The 20988-nt window shown below is 68.5% G+C and carries 20 protein-coding genes; 1 reads left to right on the top strand and 19 read right to left on the bottom strand.

Features of this window, described 5'->3' with window-relative positions; all coding sequences use genetic code 11:
• Positions 1 to 197: 197 nt before the first annotated feature.
• The 19 genes from L1081_RS05160 to alaS form a co-directional block, all read right to left on the bottom strand.
• Complete coding sequence (locus L1081_RS05160; RefSeq protein ID WP_489415493.1) at positions 198 to 1304, bottom strand: porin; 1107 nt, start codon at positions 1302 to 1304, stop codon at positions 198 to 200.
• Positions 1305 to 1345: 41 nt separating this feature from the next.
• Entirely contained in the window at positions 1346 to 2314 is a 969-nt protein-coding gene (locus L1081_RS05155; protein ID WP_489415492.1) for a 2Fe-2S iron-sulfur cluster-binding protein, read from the bottom strand.
• Positions 2315 to 2332: 18 nt separating this feature from the next.
• Complete coding sequence (locus tag L1081_RS05150; protein WP_489415491.1) at positions 2333 to 3376, bottom strand: Rieske 2Fe-2S domain-containing protein; 1044 nt, start codon at positions 3374 to 3376, stop codon at positions 2333 to 2335.
• A 13-nt stretch (positions 3377 to 3389) separates the two neighbouring features.
• Entirely contained in the window at positions 3390 to 3611 is a 222-nt protein-coding gene (locus tag L1081_RS05145; protein WP_489415490.1) for a recombinase-like helix-turn-helix domain-containing protein, read from the bottom strand.
• Positions 3612 to 3683: 72 nt separating this feature from the next.
• A complete protein-coding gene (locus L1081_RS05140; protein ID WP_489415489.1) occupies positions 3684 to 4676 on the bottom strand; it encodes a tripartite tricarboxylate transporter substrate-binding protein in 993 nt (330 codons plus the stop codon).
• 17 nt (positions 4677 to 4693) lie between these two features.
• Entirely contained in the window at positions 4694 to 5665 is a 972-nt protein-coding gene (locus tag L1081_RS05135; protein ID WP_489415488.1) for a VOC family protein, read from the bottom strand.
• The gene (locus tag L1081_RS05130; RefSeq protein ID WP_489415487.1) at positions 5662 to 7140 is read right to left on the bottom strand and encodes an aldehyde dehydrogenase family protein; all 1479 of its coding nucleotides are present in this window, start codon (positions 7138 to 7140) and stop codon (positions 5662 to 5664) included. The genes L1081_RS05135 and L1081_RS05130 overlap by 4 nt, the downstream gene beginning before the upstream one ends.
• A gap of 10 nt (positions 7141 to 7150) precedes the next feature.
• The gene (locus tag L1081_RS05125) at positions 7151 to 7945 is read right to left on the bottom strand and encodes an aspartate dehydrogenase (RefSeq protein WP_489415486.1); all 795 of its coding nucleotides are present in this window, start codon (positions 7943 to 7945) and stop codon (positions 7151 to 7153) included.
• Positions 7946 to 7950: 5 nt separating this feature from the next.
• Positions 7951 to 9666 (bottom strand): thiamine pyrophosphate-binding protein, encoded by a 1716-nt coding sequence (locus tag L1081_RS05120; RefSeq protein WP_489415485.1) that lies wholly within the window; start codon positions 9664 to 9666, stop codon positions 7951 to 7953.
• Entirely contained in the window at positions 9659 to 10495 is an 837-nt protein-coding gene (locus L1081_RS05115) for an SDR family oxidoreductase (protein WP_489416736.1), read from the bottom strand. Before L1081_RS05115 ends, L1081_RS05120 begins: the two co-directional genes overlap by 8 nt.
• A gap of 8 nt (positions 10496 to 10503) precedes the next feature.
• The gene (locus L1081_RS05110; RefSeq protein ID WP_124958134.1) at positions 10504 to 11340 is read right to left on the bottom strand and encodes an IclR family transcriptional regulator; all 837 of its coding nucleotides are present in this window, start codon (positions 11338 to 11340) and stop codon (positions 10504 to 10506) included.
• A 44-nt stretch (positions 11341 to 11384) separates the two neighbouring features.
• Positions 11385 to 12260, bottom strand: a complete 876-nt coding sequence (locus L1081_RS05105) for an alpha/beta fold hydrolase (protein WP_489415484.1) — start codon at positions 12258 to 12260, stop codon at positions 11385 to 11387.
• 14 nt (positions 12261 to 12274) lie between these two features.
• A complete protein-coding gene (locus L1081_RS05100; RefSeq protein ID WP_012748269.1) occupies positions 12275 to 12823 on the bottom strand; it encodes a cupin domain-containing protein in 549 nt (182 codons plus the stop codon).
• A 32-nt stretch (positions 12824 to 12855) separates the two neighbouring features.
• Positions 12856 to 13671 (bottom strand): SDR family oxidoreductase, encoded by an 816-nt coding sequence (locus tag L1081_RS05095; RefSeq protein ID WP_489415483.1) that lies wholly within the window; start codon positions 13669 to 13671, stop codon positions 12856 to 12858.
• A 6-nt stretch (positions 13672 to 13677) separates the two neighbouring features.
• Positions 13678 to 14661, bottom strand: a complete 984-nt coding sequence (locus L1081_RS05090) for a tripartite tricarboxylate transporter substrate-binding protein (RefSeq protein WP_489415482.1) — start codon at positions 14659 to 14661, stop codon at positions 13678 to 13680.
• A gap of 185 nt (positions 14662 to 14846) precedes the next feature.
• Positions 14847 to 16103: a D-amino acid dehydrogenase gene (locus L1081_RS05085; RefSeq protein ID WP_489415481.1), complete on the bottom strand. Its 1257-nt coding sequence runs from the start codon at positions 16101 to 16103 to the stop codon at positions 14847 to 14849.
• Positions 16104 to 16161: 58 nt separating this feature from the next.
• A complete protein-coding gene (locus tag L1081_RS05080) occupies positions 16162 to 16626 on the bottom strand; it encodes a ketopantoate reductase C-terminal domain-containing protein (RefSeq protein ID WP_489415480.1) in 465 nt (154 codons plus the stop codon).
• Positions 16512 to 17201 (bottom strand): 2-dehydropantoate 2-reductase N-terminal domain-containing protein, encoded by a 690-nt coding sequence (locus L1081_RS05075; protein ID WP_489415479.1) that lies wholly within the window; start codon positions 17199 to 17201, stop codon positions 16512 to 16514. The genes L1081_RS05080 and L1081_RS05075 overlap by 115 nt, the downstream gene beginning before the upstream one ends.
• Complete coding sequence (gene alaS, locus L1081_RS05070) at positions 17201 to 19825, bottom strand: alanine--tRNA ligase (protein ID WP_489415478.1); 2625 nt, start codon at positions 19823 to 19825, stop codon at positions 17201 to 17203. Before alaS ends, L1081_RS05075 begins: the two co-directional genes overlap by 1 nt.
• Before the next feature lie 246 nt (positions 19826 to 20071).
• Between alaS and L1081_RS05065 the strand changes: the two genes are divergently transcribed.
• Positions 20072 to 20893, top strand: coding sequence for a ferritin-like domain-containing protein (locus L1081_RS05065; protein WP_489415477.1), 822 nt, complete (start codon positions 20072 to 20074; stop codon positions 20891 to 20893).
• Positions 20894 to 20988 lie beyond the last annotated feature (95 nt).

Below are 20988 nucleotides of genomic sequence, written 5' to 3'. Positions count from 1 at the left end.
GATGACAGCGTCAACGAAGCACGGAACTTTTCCCTCTCAAAATGTTCGCGCGCCATACGACAAATGGAGTCATCGAACACACGCGCGCAAGGCACTACGAAGATGGTTCTTTCTTCATGCGGCGCGCGCTGCACCAAACGGAAAAGCGGAACGCATTCGGTGTGACCCCACAGCCACACCGAATGTGCAAACAGGCCCTAGAAGATGTGGCGCATGCCGAACTCCGTGCCGCTGGAGGCGCGGTTCGGCATGGTGATGGCGCCTGCGAGTGCTTGTGCCGCGCCGTTGCGGTTGCCGATGCGCGCGAAGGTGGCGTACAGCGCGGTGCGCTTCGAGAGGTTGTGCACGTAGCCGATCGCGAACTTCGACGTGGTCGGCTTCACTGCGGCACCGGCAGGCTCGAGCCGGTAGCGCGCATACGAACCCTTGATCTCGCCCGGGCCGACCGGCAGCTGGAAGCCGATCAGCGCGCCCTTGCCGTCGGTGCTTCCCTTCGACTCGGTGTAGAGCTCGCCCGTGAGCTTCAGGCTCATCAGCGAGGGGCCGAAGGTGTAGGAAGCGCCGAGGTTGGTCACGCGAAGGTCGCCGCTCGCGTAGCGCGTCTTGCCGGTGGCCAGCGCTATGTTGAAGCCGCCCTGCAGGTAGCCGAAGCGAAAGCCCACGTGGCTGCCGTCGCGGCGGTTCGAGCGCAGAGTGCCCGGCAGCACCGAGGTCGAGTCGTTCTCGCCCATGGCGTACATGGCCTGTCCGTAGAAGCCGCCCAGGTTGCCCGGCAGGAAGTAGCCGATGCTGTTCGACGCGCGCGTGCCGGTGGGCGCGGGCAGGCCGCCAAGGCCCGAGAAATAGATCTGGTTGGCGCCGATGCCGCCGCCGGTTCCGAACGGATCGAAGATCGCCGTGTTCCAGAAGGCCGGTACGTAGTCGCGGCCCAGGCGCACTTCGCCGAACGGGCCCGCGAGGCTCAGCGTCGAGCGGCGGTTGAAGCTCAGCACGCCCGGCGTGCCGTTGCCGCTGGCCTGGTTGTTCGTGTTCGAGGGAAAGCCCGAGCCGCTGTCGTTCTGCAGGCCGGCCTCGAGCCAGAAGCCCGCCGAGAGGCCGCCGCCCAGGTCCTCGGTTCCGCGAAAGCCGATGCGGCTGAACATGTTGCCGCTGTTGGTCAGCTGCGTCTTGTGGGCCGATCCGTCGCCGCTGCCGCGCGTGTGGGTGACGGCCGCGTCGACCACGCCGAACAGCGTGACGGAAGATTGGGCCAGCGCTGCGCCAGCCGCGCCGGCCGAAGCCAGCGCGAACACGTACTTTTTCATGGGATGTCTCTCTCTTCGCTTTCTTGCTTGGTGGGGGAATCTCAGATGTCGAGCACCAGCCGCTCGCCCTTGCAGCGAGAGACGCAGATCATCATGGTCTTGTTGGACGCGCGTTCGATCTTGGTGAGGATGCCGTCGTGGTGGTCGATCTCGCCTTCGAGCACGGCTGTTTCGCAAGCGCCGCAGACGCCTTCCTTGCAGCTGTGGTCGGGGTTCAGGCCGGCATCGATCAGGCTGTCGAGGATCGACTTGCCGGGCGGCACCTCGACGCTCCTGCCGCTCTTCGCGCACTCGACCACGCAGCCCTGCGTGGCGCTCGGTGCCTCCACGTGCACCGCGGCAAAGCGCTCGATGTGGGCATTGGCATAGCCCAGCGTCTCGCAGCTCTTCTCGAAGGCATCGAGCATCGGCGTGGGACCGCAGCAGTAGTAGTGGCTCGCGGCGCCCTTGCCGGCCAGCAGCGCGGCCAGGTCGGGCGGCGCGCCCTTCTCGTCGTCGAAGTGCCAGGTGATCGGTACCGCTCGCTCGCGCGCGAGGGCTTCGATCGCATCGCAGAAGGCGGCCTCCTTGCGCGCGCGCGCGCAGTAGACCAGTTCCACCGGCTTGCCCAGGGCCGCGAGCCGCTGCAGCATGCACCAGATGGGCGTCACGCCGATGCCGCCTGCCACCAGCACCGAATGGTCCGCGCCCTCTTCGAGCTTGAAGTTGTTGCGCGGCGCCGAGATCGGCAGTGTCATGCCCACGCGCAGCTGCTGGTGCACGTAGCGCGAGCCGCCGCGGCTCTTGCGGTCGTTGAGCACGCCAACCACGTAGCGCTGCCGGTCGCTCGCCGGGTTGCACAGCGAGTAGCTGCGCACCAGCCCGTTGGGCAGGTGCAGGTCGATGTGGGAGCCGGCCTCGAAGGCGGGAAACTCCGTGTCGGACGAAGCCGGCCGGAACTCGACACTGACGATGCCGTCGGCCTCGTAGCGCATCGTGTGCACCAGGGCGTTCAGCGTGGGGGAAGACATGGCAAGGCTTTCTATGGATCAGGCCGTGGCCGCGGCAGGTTCCGCGAGCTGTGCTTGCGCCAGGTTGCGCATGTGGCGGCGCAGGCGCACGATGCCCAGGTCGTGCTGGTACAGGTTCTCGTGCTGGTTGGCGTCGGGCTCCATCTCTTCGAGCATCACGCGGTCCTGCTCGAGCACGTGCCAGTGGCGCGCCTCGAGGCGGTTCTTGTAGAGGAAGCGCCAGGTGTCGCGCTCCCAGCCCGGCGGCAGCTTGCGCACACGCCAGAAGAAGGTGGCCGTCATGCCCTTCACGATCGGAGAGAAGGCGCCGATGATGATGAAGTTGCCGCCGGGGCCGCCGGTCTTCGGGTACGGAATTTCCAGCCGCATCCAGTGGATGCCGGTGTCGGCCCATTCGGTCCAGTCGAAGTTGACGTTGCGCTGGCCTTCCTTCTCGAAGACGAAGCCGGTGTCGGTCTGGCGGATGCCGAACTTGGCCGTCGAATCGCCCTCGGCCATCGAATGCGACTGCTTGTGCAGGTAGGTGCCGTGCATCGGGTCCATCACGTTGTCGAGCACGTAGCGGTAGTCGCCCTTCCATTCGGTGTAGCAAAGGAAGCTCGAATACTCGGCATCGTCCGTGAGCTGCTCGGGCAGCACCAGCGGCGGCGGCACGTCGACCGATTTCTTCCCGTTGTAGAGGAAGACGGCGCCCGCACGCTCCTGCACATGGAAGTGCCGCGTGGCCTGCGAGCCTTCGAGCTTGCAGCCCGGGCTGCCGGGCACGCGCGTGACGACGCCGTCATGGCGCACCTCCACGCCGTGGTAGGGGCACGAGAGCCGGTCGCCCAGCACGACGCCCTGCGACAGCGGCGCGCCGCGGTGCGGGCAGCGGTCTTCCAGCGCGTGCAGCACGCCTTCGCCGTCGCGCCACAGCGCGATCTTGCGGCCCAGGCGGCGCAGCGAGACGGGGTTCTCCCTGATGAAGTGCGAGGGGCAGATCGGGTACCAGAGGTCCTTCAGTCCGATCTCGAGCAGGTGGTCGACCGGGTCTGCGGCAACGGGGTTGATGGCGATGGTCATGGTGTGATGCTCCTCAGGCGGCCAGCGTGGCCATTTCCTTGCGGTACAGCGCCTCGGTCCACGGCTGCCCCGCGGGGGTGGCCAGGCCGCTGTCGTTGAGCCGCTGCACGAGGCCGGGCAGGTCGTGGATGCCGTCGGCAAAGGCACGCTCGATCACGTCCCCCAGCAGGTCTTCATAGGTGGTCGCGGGGCGCTGGCGCGCCTGGTGCGGTTGCAGGTAGCGGTCTTGTTGCATGGTGTGCCTCCGTGGGGTGAGGTGGATGTGAATCGGGCGGAAAAGAATGGCGGCAGGCGCGCGGGTCCGCGCTCACTCGGCCACGATGTTGCGGGCCTTGATGACCTTGGCCCACACGGCCGTCTCGTCGCGGATATGCGCGGCAAAGGCGGCCGGCTTCATGGCGGCGTCGGTCATGCCCTGCGCCTTGAGGCGCTCGCGCACGTCGGGCTGGGCCAGCATCTCGGCCGCGTCCTTCGCGAGCTGCTCGACCACCGCGGGCGGCGTGCCTTTGGGTGCCAGCAGGCCATACCACGAGGTCACGGCCACGCCCTGGATGCCCTGCTCCGCCAGCGTGGGAATGTCGGGCGCGGCGGGGCTGCGCGCGGCCTCGGTCACGCCCAGCGCCACCAGCTTGCCGTTCTTGATGAAAGGCATGGTCGCCGGCAGGTTGCTGAACATCAGCGGCACCGAGCCGCCGAGCACGTCGTTGAGCGCGGGCGCGGTTCCCTTGTAGGGCACGTGCAGCAGGTCGATGCCGGCCTGCTGCTTGAACAGTTCGCCCGCCAGGTGCAGGCCGCTGCCCACGCCCGGCGATGCATACGACAGCGTGTTGGGCTTGGCCTTGGCCTGCGCCACCAGATCCTTCGCGCTCCTGATGCCCGACGACGGCGAGGCCACCAGCACGTTGGGCGCCTTGGCCAGCATGGTGACGGGCACGAAGTCCTTCTCGACGTTGAACGGGAAGTTCGGCATCAGCGTGGGGTTGATCGTGAGGTTGCCCGCCGGGACCACGAGCAGCGTGTGGCCGTCGCCCTTGGCGCGCTTGACCTTGTCGATGCCGATGTTGCCGGCCGCGCCGACCAGGTTCTCGACCACCGCGGCCTGGCCATAGCGCTTGGCAAGCCCCTCGGAAAGCACGCGCGCCAGCGTGTCGACCGGGCCGCCGGGCGGGAACGGCGAGACGATGGTGAAGCGGTCGCTCGAGAGCTGCTTCTGCGCATCGCCCTGGGCATGCGCGGGCGAAGCGATGGCAAAGGCCGACAGAGCGGCGAACGCAAGGGAAAGGGAGAGGCGTCGTTGCATGGTGATGGTTATCGGGTTCACTTTTTTTCTGTGAGGAAGGCGCCCTTCGGGCCTTCCGCGTTCTTCTGGCGGCGCGTGTTGCCGTCCAGGCCGCCGTCGACCGCCCATTCGGCGAACACCGTCGGGCCCGGCTCGAACTCGCGCGGCTGCCAGTCGGCGGTGAGCTGGTCTTCGTCCGCGTAGTACTCGATCAGGCCGCCGGCCGGATTCTTGAAGTACCAGAAGTACGCGGAGGACACCGGATGCCGCCCCGGGCCCAGCTGCGTTTCCCAGCCGCGGCGTGAAAAGTGCAGGCCGCCGCCGAATACCTCGTGGATGTCGCGCACTGTGAAGGCCACGTGGTTGAGCCCGCGCTTGCCCGAAGGGATCTGCAGCAGGAACAGGTCGTGGTGGCCGCCTTCCGGCGCACAGCGCATGAACGCGCCGCGGTTCGGATAGCTGTCGGACGAAATGAAGCCGAAGCGCTGTGCGTAGAACGCGCTGGTGGCCGCCACGTCGCTCACGAAGAACACCACGTGGCCGACCTCGATCGGCGTCGCACGTTCGTAGACCGGTGCCGGCTGGTTGATGCGCGGCTTGGCGTTCCAGGTGTTCATGGCGCCGCAGTCGACCTCGACCGCATGCTTGCGGCTGACCTGCAGGCGCACCGCGAGGCCGTTGGGATCGATGCAGCCGATGCGGCGCGCGCCTTCGACCGTGCCATCGAAGAAGGCCGGGTCCTGGGCGATGGCTGCGGCGTAGCGGTCGAGGTCCGTTTCGCTTTCCACGCCCCACACCACTTCGCGCAGCGTCGGGCCCTCTTCCATCGCGCTCGGCAGGTCCGCCTTGTCCAACGCAGCGACGACCACCTTGCAGCCGTTGAGGCATTCGAAGACGAGCTCGTCGGCCGCTTCCGACTTCAGCGCAAGGCCCCAGTCCTCGAAGAAACGGCGGCAGGTGGGCAGGTCGTCTGCCCCGTAGGTGATCTGGTCGATGCCAAGTACGCTCATGTCAGTGCCCAGGGCAGAGGTTGTTCGTTGGTGCCCCAGTACATGCTCTTTTGCTCCATGTACTGGAAGATGCCTTCGCGGCCCTTTTCACGGCCCAGGCCGCTGTCGCGCCAGCCGCCGAACGGCGTGGAGACCGAGAACTGCTTGTAGGTGTTGACCCATACCGTGCCGGCCTGCACCGCACGGCCGAGCTTCCAGGCGCGCTTGAAGTCGCGGCTCCAGACACCCGCGGCCAGCGCGTAGACGCTGTCGTTGGCCTGCGCGACCAGCGACTCCTCGTCGTCGAAGGGCATCGCGACCAGCACAGGGCCGAAGATCTCTTCCTGGCTGATGCGCGCGCTGTTGTCCAGGCCCTCGATGATGGTCGGCCGGTAGAAGTAGCCCTTGTCGTACGCACCGCCATGGGGACGCACGCCCCCGGTGCGGATGCGCCCGCCCTCGGACACGCCCAGTTCCACGTAGCGCTCGATGCCCTCGCGGTGCCTGGCGGTGATGAGCGGTCCCATCTGCGTGCGCTCCGAGGCCGGATCGCCCACGCGCAATGCATTGGCGCCTTCGGCCAGCCGCGTGAGGAACTCGTCGTAGATGCCGCGCGCCACGAAAAGCCGCGAGCCCGCGATGCACGACTCGCCCGACGAGCTGAAGATGCCGTAGAGCACGCCGTTCACCGCATGGTCGAGGTCCGCATCGTCGAGCACCATGGTGGGCGACTTGCCGCCCAGCTCCAGCGACACCGGCATCATCTTGTCGGCCGCGATGTGCGCAATGTGCTTGCCGGTGGTGGTGCCGCCGGTGAACGATACGCGCTTGACCAGCGGATGCTTCGTGATCGCATCGCCGATGACCGAGCCCTTTCCCGGCAGCACGCTGACGATGCCCTTGGGCACGCCGGCCTGCTCGCAGATGCGCGCCAGCTCCAGCGCCATCAGCGGCGTGACCTCGGCGGGCTTCACGACCACCGCGTTGCCGGCCGCCAGCGCGGGCGCCAGCTTCTGTGCTTCGCTCGCGATCGGAGAGTTCCACGGCGTGATGGCGGCGACCACGCCCATGGGCTCGTGCACGCTCATCGTGACGAAGGCGCCGCGCGAAGGGGTGATGGTTTCTTCGAGCGTCTCCAACGCAGCCGCGAAGAACTGGAAGGTGCCCGCGGCGCTGGCCACGAGGTTGCGCGTTTCGTTGATCGGCTTGCCGTTGTCCAGGCGCTGCTTCTGCGCAAGGCTTTCGCCCTCTTCGCGGATCAGCTGCGCCACGCGGTGCAGCACCGCGGCGCGCTCGTGCGGCAGGCGCTGGGCCCAGCCGCTGGTGCGAAACGCGTGGTCGGCGCGCGCGATGGCCTCCTCGACGTCGGCCAGGCTCGCGGCCTTCAGGCGCGCGATCGGCTCGCTCGTGGCGGGATAGAGGCTCTCGTACACGTCGCCGCCGCCCAGACGCCATTCGCCGGCAATGCAGATCGGAAGAAGTTCGGAAGAAATCATGGGAAATGACTCAGATGGCGAGCGCCGCGGCCCGGTTGCGCAGCGCGCGCACCGCGCTGTACACGGTGAGCGCGGAGGTCTTGGGGTTGGCCGCGAGCGGCTTGTTGCGCATGGTCAGCTCGAAGCTGCCGAAGGCACCCTCGGCTTCGACCGTGTGCACGTTCTCGGCAATGGCCGGGTCGGCGACGAGCCGCACGAGCGTCTTGTCGAGCCCCAGCCCCGCGAGCGACACGGTGGCCGCAACGTTGGCGTTCTTGGGATAGAGCTGCGCCGCCTCGCGTGCGCTGCCTTCGAAGATCACGGTCTCTTGCGTGAGCGCATCGAGGTCGCGGCCCTGCTCGGCCGGCGTGCCTTTCCAGGCCTGCGGGGGCTTGCGACCCGTGTAGCGCACGCTGTCGAGCCCGCCGATGCGGGCGGCGGCCAGTGCGTCGATGGCGCCGATGGCGCCTGCGATCAGCTGCACCTGGGTGCGGCCGGCAGTGGCGGCGGCTTCGAGCCTTTCGGCGAGGCCCGCGGCCGACAGCGCGCCCACCGAGGCGACGATGCACGGCGTGCCGCGTGCGAGCGCCGGCAGCACATGCTCCTCGATGGCCGCATGGCCCGCCGTCTCGACCACGAGGTCGATGCCTGAAGCCGGCACGCGGCTTGCGACCGGCACGCCGGGCACCAGCTTCTGCGCCGCGGCCACGCCTTCGACCGGCACGACGATGGCCACCACCGCCAGGGCCGTGTCGCCCTTGAGCAGTTCGAGCACCGAGGTGCCGATGGCACCGCAGCCGATGAGTGCAATGCGCAACGCGGTCATGCCCTTCACTCCACCGACGCAGCGGCAGCCTTGCCGAGCGCCGGAATCTGCGTCACGGTGTTGGTCGGCGGGCCGGCGAAGGCGCTCTTGAACTCGCCGATCGACAGCATGTCGATCTCGAGCAGGAACGGGCCCTTCTTTGCCAGCGCCTCGCCGAGCTTCGCCTTCAGCTCGTCCATGCGCTGCACGCGCGCATGCGGCAGGGCCAGCGAGGCGCACAGCATCGCGTAGTCGGGCGTGTGCAGGTCGGCATAGCAGCGGCGGCCGCCGTACTGCGCGTCCTGGATGTTCTTGATGACGCCGTAGCCTTTGTCGTTCATGAGCACGATCACCATGTCGGCCTGCTCCTGCACCGCGGTGGCGAGCTCGCCGAGGTTCAGGATGAAGCCGCCGTCGCCGGCCAGGCAGAAGGTCTTGCGGCCCGAGCCCGTCTCGGCCGCGCCAATGGCCGCACCGATGGCCATCGGCATGCCCTGCCCGATGCCGCCGCCCGTGGCATGCACGCCCGCGCTCGGCTCGAAGATGCGCAGCTCGCGGTTGCCCCAGGTGCTGTTCGACACCGTGACGTCGCGCACCCAGTTGAAGCTGCGGCCGGCTGCGGCCTGCAGTTCCTTCACGAGCGCGGCGTAGGGGCCGAGGCCGTCGGTCAGCGAGGCCACGGCCTGCGCGTGCGCGGCACGCAGCTCGGCAAGCAGCACCGGGTCGGCGCTGTACTTCGCGGCCTCGAGGCGGTCGGCCAGGCCTTCGAGCGCCAGCGCGGAATCGCCGCAGACGAACAGGTCGGTGGCGTAGCCGCGGCCTTCGGCGGCGGCGTCGGCATCGATGCGCAGCAGCGGGCGCGGCAACTTCAGTTCGTACTTGAGCGTTTCGTTGCCGCGCAGGCGCGAGCCGACGACCAGCATCGCATCGCAGCGCTGGTACAGCGCCTCGACCGGCTTGTGGATGTTGTAGGAGCCGAGCGAACCCGCATCGTCTTCGGGCACCGTGCCGCGGCCCTGGGTGGTCGTGACCACGCCGAAGCCGAGCTTCTGCAGCCGGCGGATGGCAGCGCCCGCATGGCGCGCGCCGCCGCCGACCCACAGCATCGGACGCCTGGCGGCTGCAAGGCGCGCGGCCAGCGCGTCGAGCGAGGCCGCGGAAGGCACGGGCCGTTCGATGGGCAGCGGCGACAGGTCGGCCGGCATGGTCGTGAGCGCGGACTGGATGTCGATCGGAATCTCCACGCTGACCGGCCCGGTGGGCGCCGTCAATGCGAGCTGCACCGCGCGCTTGAGCGTGCCGATCACGGTTTCCACGCTGCGCACGCGCAGGGCCGCCTTCGACACCGCCTTGAGCATGGTGAGCTGGTCGGGCGCTTCATGGATGTACGACATGCCCTTGTCGAGGTACGGCGTCTCGATCTGCCCCGTGATGTGCAAGAGCGGCGCACCGGCCGTCAGCGCCTCGACCATGCTGCCCGCGATGTTGCCGGCCGCCGGGCCCGTGCTCGTGAGGCACACGCCCAGGCTGGCCGTGGAGCGCGCATAGGCGTCGGCCATGTTGCCGGCCCCGGCCTCGCCGCGCGCGGGCACGAAGCGGATCGCGCCGCGCTGGGCGAAGGCATCGAGGATCGGCATGTTGTGGATCGAGATCACGCCGAAGGCCACCTTGACGCCGCACTGCTCGAGAAAAGCCGCGACGACTGCGCCGACCGTGACTGTGTTGTTGTTCGGGTTATGCATGGCGCGAAAGGCCTCCGGAAATATCGATATGGCTGCCCGTCGTGTAGGACGCGAGAGGCGAAGCAAGGAAAAGAATGGCACGCGCGGCTTCGGTCGGAAGCCCCAGGCGGCCCAGCGGGATGTGCTTGTCCTGCGCGAGCCGGCCGCTCCATGCGGCCCAGTCCTGCGACTTGTCTTCGCGCGCCTCGAAGCGGCGGCGCCACTGGCCCGACTCGACCAGGCCGATCAGGATGCCGTTCACGCGCACGCCCTGCGGCGCGAACTCGGTGGCCATCGAGCGCACGAGGTTCAGCAAGCCGGCGCGCGCGGCCGAGGTCGCGACCATGTGCGGCTCGGGCTGGCGCGCCAGCAGCGAGTTGGCGCAGACGATGGCGGCGTCGCCCAGCACGGCACGCTGCGCCGCGAGCTGCGGCAGGAAGGCGCGCGTGGGGTTGATGACCGAGAAGAACTTCAGGTGGAGTTCCTCGGTCCAGGCCGCATCGTCGGTATCGGCGAAGGTGGAAACGCGCCCCTGCCCCGCGTTGTTGACCAGCATCGAGGCGGGGCCGAGCGCGGCCTCGCTGGCGGCCGCAAAGGCGCGCACCGAGGGGCCGTCGAGCACATCGCAGGGTTGCGCGAAGAGCCGCGCGCCCGCGTGCCTTGCGCGCAGGCCGGCCACCGCGCTTTCGAGCCGCCCGGCGTTGCGGCCGCACAGCGCCACCGCGGCGCCGCATTCGAGCAGCAGCTCGACCGCGGCCAGGCCGATGCCCGAGGAACCGCCCGTGACCACGGCCACGCGGCCCGCCAGTGCATCGGCGGCAAGGAAGGAAGAAGAAGACAGCTGTGTCATGGCGTGGTTCATGCGCTGCGAAGCGGCACCACCTTCTGCGCGCGGGCGGGCGAGTAGTTCAAGAGGCCCGAAATTTCTTCGGCGGTGGCGCGCACGCGCTGCACCATCTCGTCCATGCGGTTCTCCTCGATGTGGCCCGAGGTGATGGTGGCGCCCAGCGCCGCCACGATATGGCCGCTGTGGTCGCGCACCGGCGCCGCGATGCTGGAGATGTTCGATTCGAAGAAGCCTTCGCCCAGCACGTAGCCGCGCGAGCGGTCGGCCTGCACCATGTCGAACAGCTCGCTCACGGTCTTGGGCGTGCTCGGCGAGAAGGTCTCGAGCCTGTCTTCCGGGTAGAGCGCGCGCAGCTGCGGCAGCGTGAGGTCTTCGAGCAGCACGCGGCCGAGCACCGTGGCATGGGCCGGCAGGCGCGTGCCCACGGTGACCGAGCTTGCGAAGGGCGTGGGCGGCGCCACCTTGGCCACATAGACGATGGAGCGGCCGTCGCGCACCACCAGGTTGCAGGGCGTGCGCAGCTCGTCGCACAGGCGGTTGAGCAGCGGCGCGCCCAGCTGCGTGAGCTCGAGCGAGGCCAGGTATTCGAAGCCCAGGCGCAGCACCGCCAGGCCCAGGCGGTAGTCGCGCCCGCCTTCGGCGCGCTCGAGAAAACCCATGTTCTCCAGCGTGGTGAGCAGCCGGAACACGGTCGAGCGCGGCAGGTCGAGGCGGCGCGCCAGCTCGGGCGCGGAGAGCGTGCGGCTCTCGCGGCTGAACTCGCACAGCACGCGCAGGCCGCGTTCGAGCGCCGGCACGTTGTAGCGCTCGCCGCCCTCTTCCATTGTCTCGTTGTCGTTGGTGGCCATGGTGGTTCGTTCTTCCCTTTGGTTGTCTTGTGGTGTGTCTTCTGTCAGGCGGCGAGCACTTCACGCAGCAGCGCGGCAACGGCCTGCGGCTGCTCCACGTAGCTCGCATGCCCGGCATCGGCAATCGATTCGAGCGGCACGCCGCAGCGGCGCGCGACTTCGGCGCAGGCTTCGGGCGTGGTGACGGCATCGAGCGCGCCGCAGGCCACGCGCACCGGCATGGCGGGCGGCAGGTCGGCCAGCAGGTCGGCGTTGCACAGCAGCTCGACGGCCTGGCGGTAGCCGCCGTCGTTGAGCTGCGCCATGTTCCACTGCACCCACTGGCGCGCGAGTTCGCTGGCACTGCCGGACACGAGGCGGCCCGCGCGCTTCGCGGCCATGCCGGCGATGCCGAGCTCGTCGAGCGTGGCGAGCCGCTCGGCGCGCACCTTGCGGCGGGCTTCCTCGCGATGCGTGGCGCCATAGCCGGCCGCGGGGCTGACCAGCACGAGGCGCCGGATGCGCGAAGCCAGGGCCGAATCCTTGCGCGCGGCAGACGCGGCAGTGAGCGCACCGAGCGAATGGCCGACCAGCACGCAGGACTGGATGTCGAGCGCATCGAAGAGGCCGTGCAGCCGCTGCGCGTAGTCGGCCGCGGAAGGCGCCGCGGCCGCGAGCGGCGTCGAGGCGCCATAGCCCGGCGCATCCCACGCGACCACACGGGCCTGCGGCGCCAGCAGCAAGGCGACGTTGAGCCACGAGGCCGCACCCGAGCCGATGCCGTGCAGGCAGACGATGGCCGGGCCCGCGCCGCGCTCGCGCACCGACACCACGGCACTGCCGCCCACCGGCACGGCGCGCGCCGGAAAGCGGGCCTCCAGCAGCGCCAGCTCGGAAGCGGGCAAGGCGGTCAGCACGTCGGTGGCGATGGCGTCGTTCATGGCCTGCTTCTTCTTCAGCGCTTGATCTTCGCGAGCGGATGGTCGGCCGGATAGGTCGGCGTCACGGGCTTCTTCGCGCCGAGCATCACGCACATCAGCGCGTCTTCGTCGCCGATGTTGATCTCTTCGCGGTACACACCCGGCGGCACCGAGATCAGGTCGCGGTCGGTCATGATGGTTTCGAAGCGCTCGCCGTCCTTTTCGATCACCACCTTGAGCTTGCCGCGGATCAGGAAGAACACCTCTTCCACGTCGGTGTGCAGGTGCGGCGGGCCTTCATGGCCAGCCGGGATCACCATGGTGGAGAAGGTGAAATGCTCGGCCGGCACGGTGTTGACGTCCTTCGCAACGCCGGTGCCGCCGGTGCCCACGTAGCGCATCTGCGCGCGGCGGAACTTGGGGTCGAGGTCGGCCTGGAACTTGAGCGCATCCCAGTCGTACTTGCGGGTCTCGTAGCGCGCGATGCGGCTGTTCATCCACTCGGCCAGGCTGCTGCCTTCGGGCTGCGCCAGCGTGCTGCCGGCGGTATCGGTGATCTTCTGCTGTTCGGACAAATCGCTCATCGGGTTCACTCCATTCGTCGGAAAAATTTGATTCAGTGCATCGCAAAGCCGCCGTTGACGGCCAGCAGCTGGCCCGTCACGAAGCGCGCGAGGCCGGAAAGCAGGTACAGCGTGGCGCCGCACACGTCGGCTGCCTGCTGCTCGCGCGGAATGGCGCGGCCTTCGAGGTACTTCTGGTGGCGCGCCATCGGCACGTACTCGGTGGCTTCCACCAGCGTGAGGCCGGGCGCCACGGCGTTGACGGTGATGTTGTCGCCGCCCCATTCGCGCGCCAGCGAGCGCGTCATGGCAATGACGGCGCCCTTGCTCGACGCATAGGCCAGCAGGTTGGGTGCGCCCCACAGCGCGGTGTCGGACGCAAGGTTGACCACCGCGCCGCGCCCGCTGGCCGCGAGCGCGGGCCGGCAGGCCCGGCCCATGAGCCAGGTACCGCGCACGTTGACGTCCATCACGCGGTCCCAGGTGTCGACGTCGAGCTGGTGCGCATCGCGTCCGCCCGAGTTGGTGATGGCCGCGTTGTTGACGAGGCCGTCGAGCCCGCCGAGCAGGCGAAGCGCCTCCGCGGCGCAGGCATCGATGGAGGCCGGCTCCGACAGGTCGACTTCAAGCGCATGCGCCTGGTGGCCGGCATCGCGCAGCGCCCTGGCCTCGCTCCCGGCCAGCTCGCCGAGGATGTCGGCCAGCACCACCTGCGCACCGGCCGCGGCGATGCACTGCGCAAACGCAAGCCCCAGCCCGCGCGCGCCGCCGGTCACGAGGATGCGGCGGCCCGCCAGCAAGTTGGCGGGTAGCTCGGCCAGCAAGGCTTGCAGGCTCGAGGGATCGGGAAGGGCCTTGAGTTCGGTCATGCTATTTCAGTCGGCCTGGATGCCGATCTCCTTGATGACCTTGCCGAAGCGCTCGAAGTCCGCGGCATTGGTCTTGCCGAGCACGTCGGAGCCGCCGCCCACCGGCGTGGTGCCGAGAACGGCCATGCGCGAGACGACGTCCGGCATCTTGAGGATCTCGTTGAAGTGCGCGTTGAGCGTCTTCACGGTTTCGGGCGGCAGGTTGCGCGGGCCCCAGAGGCCGTTCCAGGCCGTGACCTCCACGTCCTTGTAGCCGAGCTCCTGCAGCGTCGGCACCTTCGGCGCAAGAGCCGAGCGCTCGCGCGATGCCACCGCGAGCGGCAGCATCTTGCCGTTGGTGAGGTGCGGCGCCACCGGGCCCAGCGTGATGAAGGTGGCGGGCACGTGGCCGCCCAGCACGTCGTTGACCGCGGGCGCCACGCCCTTGTAGGGCACGTGCGCGAGGTTCACGCCCGCGGCGCGGTTGAACATCTCGCCCAGGATGTGCATCGGCGAGCCGCTGCCCGGGCTCGCGTAGGTCAGCTGCTTGCCGCCCTTGGCCGCGGCCACCAGCTCCTTCGCGCTCGCCATGCCGCTGGCGCCGCTCGCCACCAGGAACAGCGGCTGGCTGCCGGTCTGCACGATCGGCGTGAAGCCGTTCAGCACGTCGTAGCTTGAGGTGCCGCCCGTCTTGAGCACCAGCTGCGCGATCGAGAAGGTGCTGGGGGAAAGCAGCAGCGTGTAGCCGTCGGGCTGCGCCTTCGAGACATGGGCGCTGCCGATGATGCCGCTGGCGCCGGGGCGGTTGTCGACCACCACGGGCTGGCCCACGCGCGTCGACAGCTTCTCGGCGAAGAGCCGCGCCAGCGCGTCGGTGTCGCCGCCGGCCGGATAGGCGACGACCAGCGTGATCGGCTTGCTCGGATAGCTGTCGGCCCGGGCGAGCCCGGTGGCGCAGGCGGCGCCCAGTGCGACGGCGGCTGCAATGGCTTGTCGACGTGTGGATGGCATGGCGTTCGTGGGTTGATCTGTTTGTTTCACTAATGAAACAATGATTTATTAATGGAACGAGACGAAGAATACCGAGTACGAATGGCTTCGTCAATCTAAGTACAAACCCTTAAATCCAGCGCGCACGGCCGCGGCCCGCCGTACGGACGGCGGGTGGTATCAGGCGGGTTGTCCGGCTGCTCGGCTCAGGCGCCGTAGCGCGCCACCGTCAGCCCTTCCATGTCGATGGCGGGGCTTCGGCCATCGATCAGGTCGGCCATCACGCGGCCGGTGCCGGCCGCCATGGTCCAGCCGAGCGTGCCGTGGCCGGTGCTCAGCATGAGGTTGGGAATGCGCGTGGCGCCAATCACCGGGGTGCCGTCGGGCGTCATGGGGCGCAGGCCGGTCCAGAAGGAGGCGTCGCGCACACTGCCGCCCTTCGGAAAGAGATCGGTCACGACGTGCTCGAGCGTGTCGCGCCGCTTCGCATCGAGCCGCAGGTCGAAGCCCGAGAGCTGCGCGGTGCCGCCCACGCGGATGCGCTCGCCCAGCCGCGTGACGGCCACCTTGAAGGTCTCGTCCATCACGGTGGATTCGGGCGCGCCGCTGGCGTCGGAGATGGGCACGGTGATCGAGAAGCCCTTGACCGGGTACACCGGCAGGTCGATGCCCAGCGGCTTGACCATGGCCGGCGAGTAGCTGCCGAGCGCCACCACGTAGCGATCGGCCGAGAAGCGGCCGGCGTCGGTGCGCACGGCCGTGACGCCGCCGGCGTCGTGCTCGATGGCCTGGATGGCCACGCCGAAACGGAACTTCGCGCCGGCCGCCTCGGCCAGCACCGCCAGCGCCTGCGTGAACTTGAAGCAGTCGCCGGTCTCGTCGCCCGGCAGGCGCAGCCCGCCGACGAACTTGTTCTTCACGGCCGCAAGCGCCGGCTCGTACTGCACGCAGCCTTCGCGGTCGAGCACCTGGTAGGGCACGCCGGAGGCCTGGAGCACTTCGACGTCCTTGGCGATGCCGTCGAGCTGCTTCTGGGTTCGAAAGAGCTGCAGGGTACCGAGCGCGCGTTCGTCGTAGCGGATGCCGGTGTCGGCGCGCAGCGCCTTCAGGCAGTCGCGGCTGTACTCGGCAAGCCGGACCATGCGGCCCTTGTTGAGTTCGTAGCGCGCCTGCGTGCAATTGCACAGCATCGACAGGCCCCAGCGCCACATGGCCGGATCGAGCATGGGCTTGATCACGAGCGGGCTGTGCTGCATGAGCATCCACTTGATGGCCTTGAGCGGCACGCCGGGCCCGGCCCATGGCGCCGAATAGCCGGGCGACACCTCGCCGGCATTGCCGAAGCTGGTTTCGAGCGCGGGCGCGGGCTGGCGCTCGAGCACCGTCACGTCATGGCCGGCGCGTGCCAGGTAGTACGCCACCGAGGTGCCGATGACACCGCTGCCGAGGATCAGAACCTGCATGAGAACACTCCCTTGAAACCATGCGCACCGATGGCCCCCAGAGGGTACAGCGTCCGCGCTACAGGCCCAGTGCGTCTTGCAATTGCCGTGCCGTCCAGCGCCGGGGCTGCGCGGGCCACTCCTCGAGCAGCGCGAACATCCTTGCATTGCGCGGCGCCTCCAGGTCCTGGTCCTGCGCGAGGCGCACGACCTCGCCGCTGAGCGCATCGATCTCGGTGCGGCGTCCGAGCGCCAGGTCGTCGGCCATGCTCGAGCGGGCCTTGGCGTCGATGCGCAGCATGCGCGCCGCGACGATGCGAAACAGCCAGTCGGGCAGCCGCAGCACCGCCGACAGCCGCTGGGCCGGCACCGCGGCCACCTGCGCGGGCGCGATGCCGGCGCTGCCCAGCACACCCAGCGCTTCGTCGATCAGCGCCGCGAAGCAGCGCCGGTAGCCGCGCTGCAGCAGCTCGTCGCGCAGCGGCAGGCCCGAGAGCGCATTGACCGGATTGTTGAGGTTGAGCAGCAGCTTGCCCCATTGCACGGGCAGCAGGTCAGGGTAAAGGTCGAGCGGCACGCCGGCCCGCGTGAAGACCGGCAGCCAGGGCCGCAGCGCCGCAGCGCCGCATCGTCCTGCGCCGCCAGCCGGCCGGCGGTTCCGCGGTGGAAGGCACCGGGCCCGATCTCGGCCACGTTGTAGGGCACCATGCCCGGCAGCACCTGGAGCGTGGGGCCCACGCGGGACGCCGCGGCGCAGTTCGAGATGCCGTTCTGCAGCGAGACGACCAGCGTGCCCGCGGGCAGCGCAAAGGCGAGCTCCGCGGCAGCCTCGGCCGTGGCGCCGCTCTTCACGCACAGCAGCACCAGCGCCGGCATCGCGCCGACGGGCACCTGCTCGCTCAGCCGAAGGCTCGCAGCCGGCAGGCGATGCGTGCCGCCTTCCAGATCGGTGAGCGCCAGGCCGTGTTCGGCCAGGCCCTGCAGCACGCGCGGACGGCCGACGAAAGTGACCGGCACACCGGCCGCCGCCAGGCGGCCGCCCACGAAGCAGCCGATGGTGCCCGCCCCCATCACCAGCACTTCGCCGGGAGGCCGGTCGGGCACCTCGGCTCGGGCCATCAGGTGCGTTCCGCCACCCAGGCTTGCACCGATTGGAGCGCCGCCGGCAGGCCCGCGGCGTCGGTGCCGCCGGCCATGGCCATGTCGGCCTTGCCGCCGCCCTTGCCGCCCACTTGCTGCGCGACAAAGTTGACCAGTTCGCCGGCCTTGATTTTGCCGACCGTGTCGCTCGTGACGCCCGCAGCCACCTGCACCTTGGCGCCGTCGACCGCGGCCAGCACGATCACGGCCGTCTTGAGCTTGTCCTTGAGCTTGTCCATGGTGTCGCGCAGCGTCTTGGCGTCGGCGCCATCGAGCTTGGCGGCGAGCACCTTGATGCCGTTGACGTCCACCGCCTGCGCCACGAGCTCGTCGCCCTTGGACGATGCGAGCTTGCCCTTGAGCGAGCCCACCTCGCGCTCCAGCGCCCTCACCTGCTCCAGCACCTGCGTGAGCCGGCCCTGCAGCTCGGCAGCGGGCGACTTGAGCGTGGCAGCCACGCTCTGCACCGTGGCCTCGAGCTCCTGCAGGTAGCCGAGCGCATTGGCGCCGGTGACGGCTTCGATGCGGCGCACGCCGGCGGCCACGCCGCCTTCGCTCACGATCTTGAACAGGCCGATATCACCCGTGCGGCCCACGTGGGTGCCGCCGCAGAGCTCGCGGCTCGAGCCGATGTCGAGCACGCGCACGCTCTCGCCGTACTTCTCGCCGAACAGCATCATGGCGCCGGTCTTCTGGGCCGACTCCATGTCCATCACGCGCGCATGCGTCTCGGTGTTGGCCAGGATCTCGGCGTTCACGCGCTTTTCGATTTCCAGGATCTGGTCGTGCGTGACAGCCGCGTTGTGCGCGAAGTCGAAGCGCGTCTTGTCCGCATCGACCAGCGAACCCTTCTGCTGCACGTGCGCGCCCAGCACTTCGCGCAGGGCCTTGTGCATCAGGTGCGTGACCGAGTGGTTGCGCATGGTGGCGGCGCGGCGCGCGGTGTCGACCGCGGCCTTGATCGTGTCGCCCACCTTGAGCGTGCCCTGGGTCTGCGTGCCGTGGTGGCCGAACACGTCGGCCTTGATCTTCTGCGTGTCGTCCACGCCGAACTGCACGCCCTCGGCCACCAGCACGCCCTGGTCGCCGACCTGGCCGCCGCTCTCCGAATAGAAGGGCGTGGTGTCGAGCACCACGATGCCAGGCTGGCCTTCCTTCAGTTGCTGCACGGCCGCGCCTTCGAAGTACAGCGCCACGACCTTGGCCGTTTCCTCGAGGTGTTCGTAGCCCGTGAAGACGTTGCCCGCGCCGCCGTAGTCGACGTTGCGGTCCATCTTGAACTTGCCGGCGGCGCGGCCTGCGGCCTTCTGCTTTTCCATGGCGGCGTTGAAGCCGGCTTCGTCCACGCTCACGCCGCGTTCGCGGCACACGTCGGCCGACAGGTCCAACGGGAAGCCGTAGGTGTCGTGCAGCTTGAAGGCGACCTCGCCCGGCAGCGTCTTGGCGTCGCCGGCCAGCGCCGCGTCGAGAATTTCCATGCCGTTGGCCAGCGTCTCGAAGAAGCGTTCTTCCTCGGCCTTGAGCGTGTCGGTGATGCGCTTCTCGTCGGCCACCAGCTTGGGGTAGGCCTCGCCCATGAGCTTCACGAGGTCGGGCACCAGCTTGTGGAAGAACGGCTTCTTCTGGCCCAGCTTGTAGCCGTGGCGGATTGCGCGGCGCACGATGCGGCGCTGCACGTAGCCGCGGCCCTCGTTCGACGGAATGACGCCGTCGGCCACCAGGAACGAGGTGGCGCGGATGTGGTCGGCAATCACGCGCAGCGAGTTGTTGCCCAGGTCCTTCTCGCCGGTTTCGCGCGCGGCGGCCTTGATGAGCGCGTCGAAGATGTCGATCTCGTAGTTGCTGTGCACGTGCTGCAGGATCGCGGCCAGGCGCTCCAGGCCCATGCCGGTGTCCACGCAGGGGGCAGGCAGCTTCTTGACCGAGCCGTCGGGCTGCATGTCGAACTGCATGAACACGTTGTTCCAGATCTCGATGTAGCGGTCGCCGTCTTCGTCGGGCGAACCGGGCGGGCCGCCGGGGATCTCGGGGCCGTGGTCGTAGAAGATCTCGGAGCACGGGCCGCAGGGGCCCGTGTCGGCCATCATCCAGAAGTTGTCGGACATGTAGCGCCCGCCCTTGTTGTCGCCGATGCGCACCACGCGCTCGGGCGGCAGGCCGATTTCCTTGGTCCAGATGTCGTAGGCCTCGTCGTCCTCGATGTAGACCGTGGCCCAGAGCTTGTCGGCCGGCAGCTTGTAGACCTCGGTCAGCAGCTCGAAGGCCCACTTCAGCGAGTCGCGCTTGAAGTAGTCGCCGAAGCTCCAGTTGCCCAGCATCTCGAAGAAGGTGTGGTGGCGCGCGGTGTAGCCCACGTTCTCCAGGTCGTTGTGCTTGCCGCCGGCGCGCAGGCACGCCTGGACCGAGGCGGCGCGAACGTAGGGCCGCTTGTCTTCGCCGAGGAACACGTCCTTGAACTGCACCATGCCCGAGTTGGTGAACATGAGCGTGGGGTCGTTGCCCGGCACCAGCGAGCTGGAGGCCACCACCGTGTGGCCCTTGGAAGCGAAGAAATCGAGAAAGGTCTTGCGGATGTCCGCGACCGTGATTGTGGGCTGGCTCATCTTTGGATTTCGTCTTCTGTCGAGGGCGGCCTGGCGATGGCGACCCTCTCGTCGAAACCACTGCGGCGAGCCGACCTGACTGCTTGATTTGCTTGAACGATCGATTATAGGTTTCGCTTGCGGGCCGCGCCTGCGCCAAGAGACGCCCGCGCCACGCGGACGCCAAAGCTAATATGGGAATTAGCGCGCAGAACCAAATACGCGCGGCTTCGTCCCATTCATTTCAACGTGAATCAAGGAGCATGCATGGCAGGCCAAGAGGCGGCACACTGGAAGATCGAGGACCTGGATTTCTCCCGCATCGCGCGGCAGGAGGTCCGCCGGGACGAAAATCTCTTCTACCTCGTGGCCTGCGCCTCGTTCATCGAAAGCGGCTCGGACCTGTACACGCAGAACCTGGTCGACTTCTTCCGCGGCGACGACGAAGTCACCGCCTGGCTCACCCAGCAATGGGAAGCCGAGGAACTGCAGCATGGCAGGGCCTTGCGCGCCTACGTGTCCCACGTCTGGCCCGAGTTCGACTGGGAAGGCGCCTATCGCGGCTTCCTGGAGGAATACGCCACCTACTGCAAGGTGGAGCTGCTCGCGCCCACGCGCGGGCTCGAGTTGACCGCGCGCTGCGTCATCGAGACCGGCACCGCCAGCTACTACCGGGCGCTCGCGCGCAGCTCGGCCGAACCGGTGCTGTGCGACTTGGCGAGCCGCATCGCGGCCGACGAGGTCAGCCACTACAAGCACTTCTACCGCTTTTTTCGGCGCTACCGGCAAGAGGAAGGGCTGAGCCGCTTCCGCGTGCTGGGCACCATCGGCCGGCGCACGCTGGAACTCAAGAGCGAGGACGCCGACTGCGCCATCCGCCACGTGGTGCGCGCCCGCACGCCCGAGCGGGCCGCCGACACCGCCTACGTCCAGCAGCTGAGCACGCGCATGAACAGCACCGTGCGCACCCATCTGAGCCCGGGTGCCACGCTCAAGATGCTGATGCGGCCGCTGGAACTGCCGGCCGGCGTGCAGGCCGTGGTGCAGTACCCCATCAGGCAGTTCATGGAGCACGTCTTCCTGCGCTGACGGGTTCACAAGTGCAAACTTTTTTGCAATTCGTGAAAAAATTCACACTTTTGACCTCTTAAATATCTTCACTTGCGGGCCCGGGAAAGGGATGC

This window comes from Variovorax sp. MSC1_012, assembly GCF_023667525.1.
Classification (GTDB): Bacteria; Pseudomonadota; Gammaproteobacteria; order Burkholderiales; family Burkholderiaceae_C; genus Variovorax; species Variovorax beijingensis_B.
The sequence above is the reverse complement of the archived record's forward strand: the minus strand, read 5'-3'. Positions and strand labels throughout refer to the sequence as shown.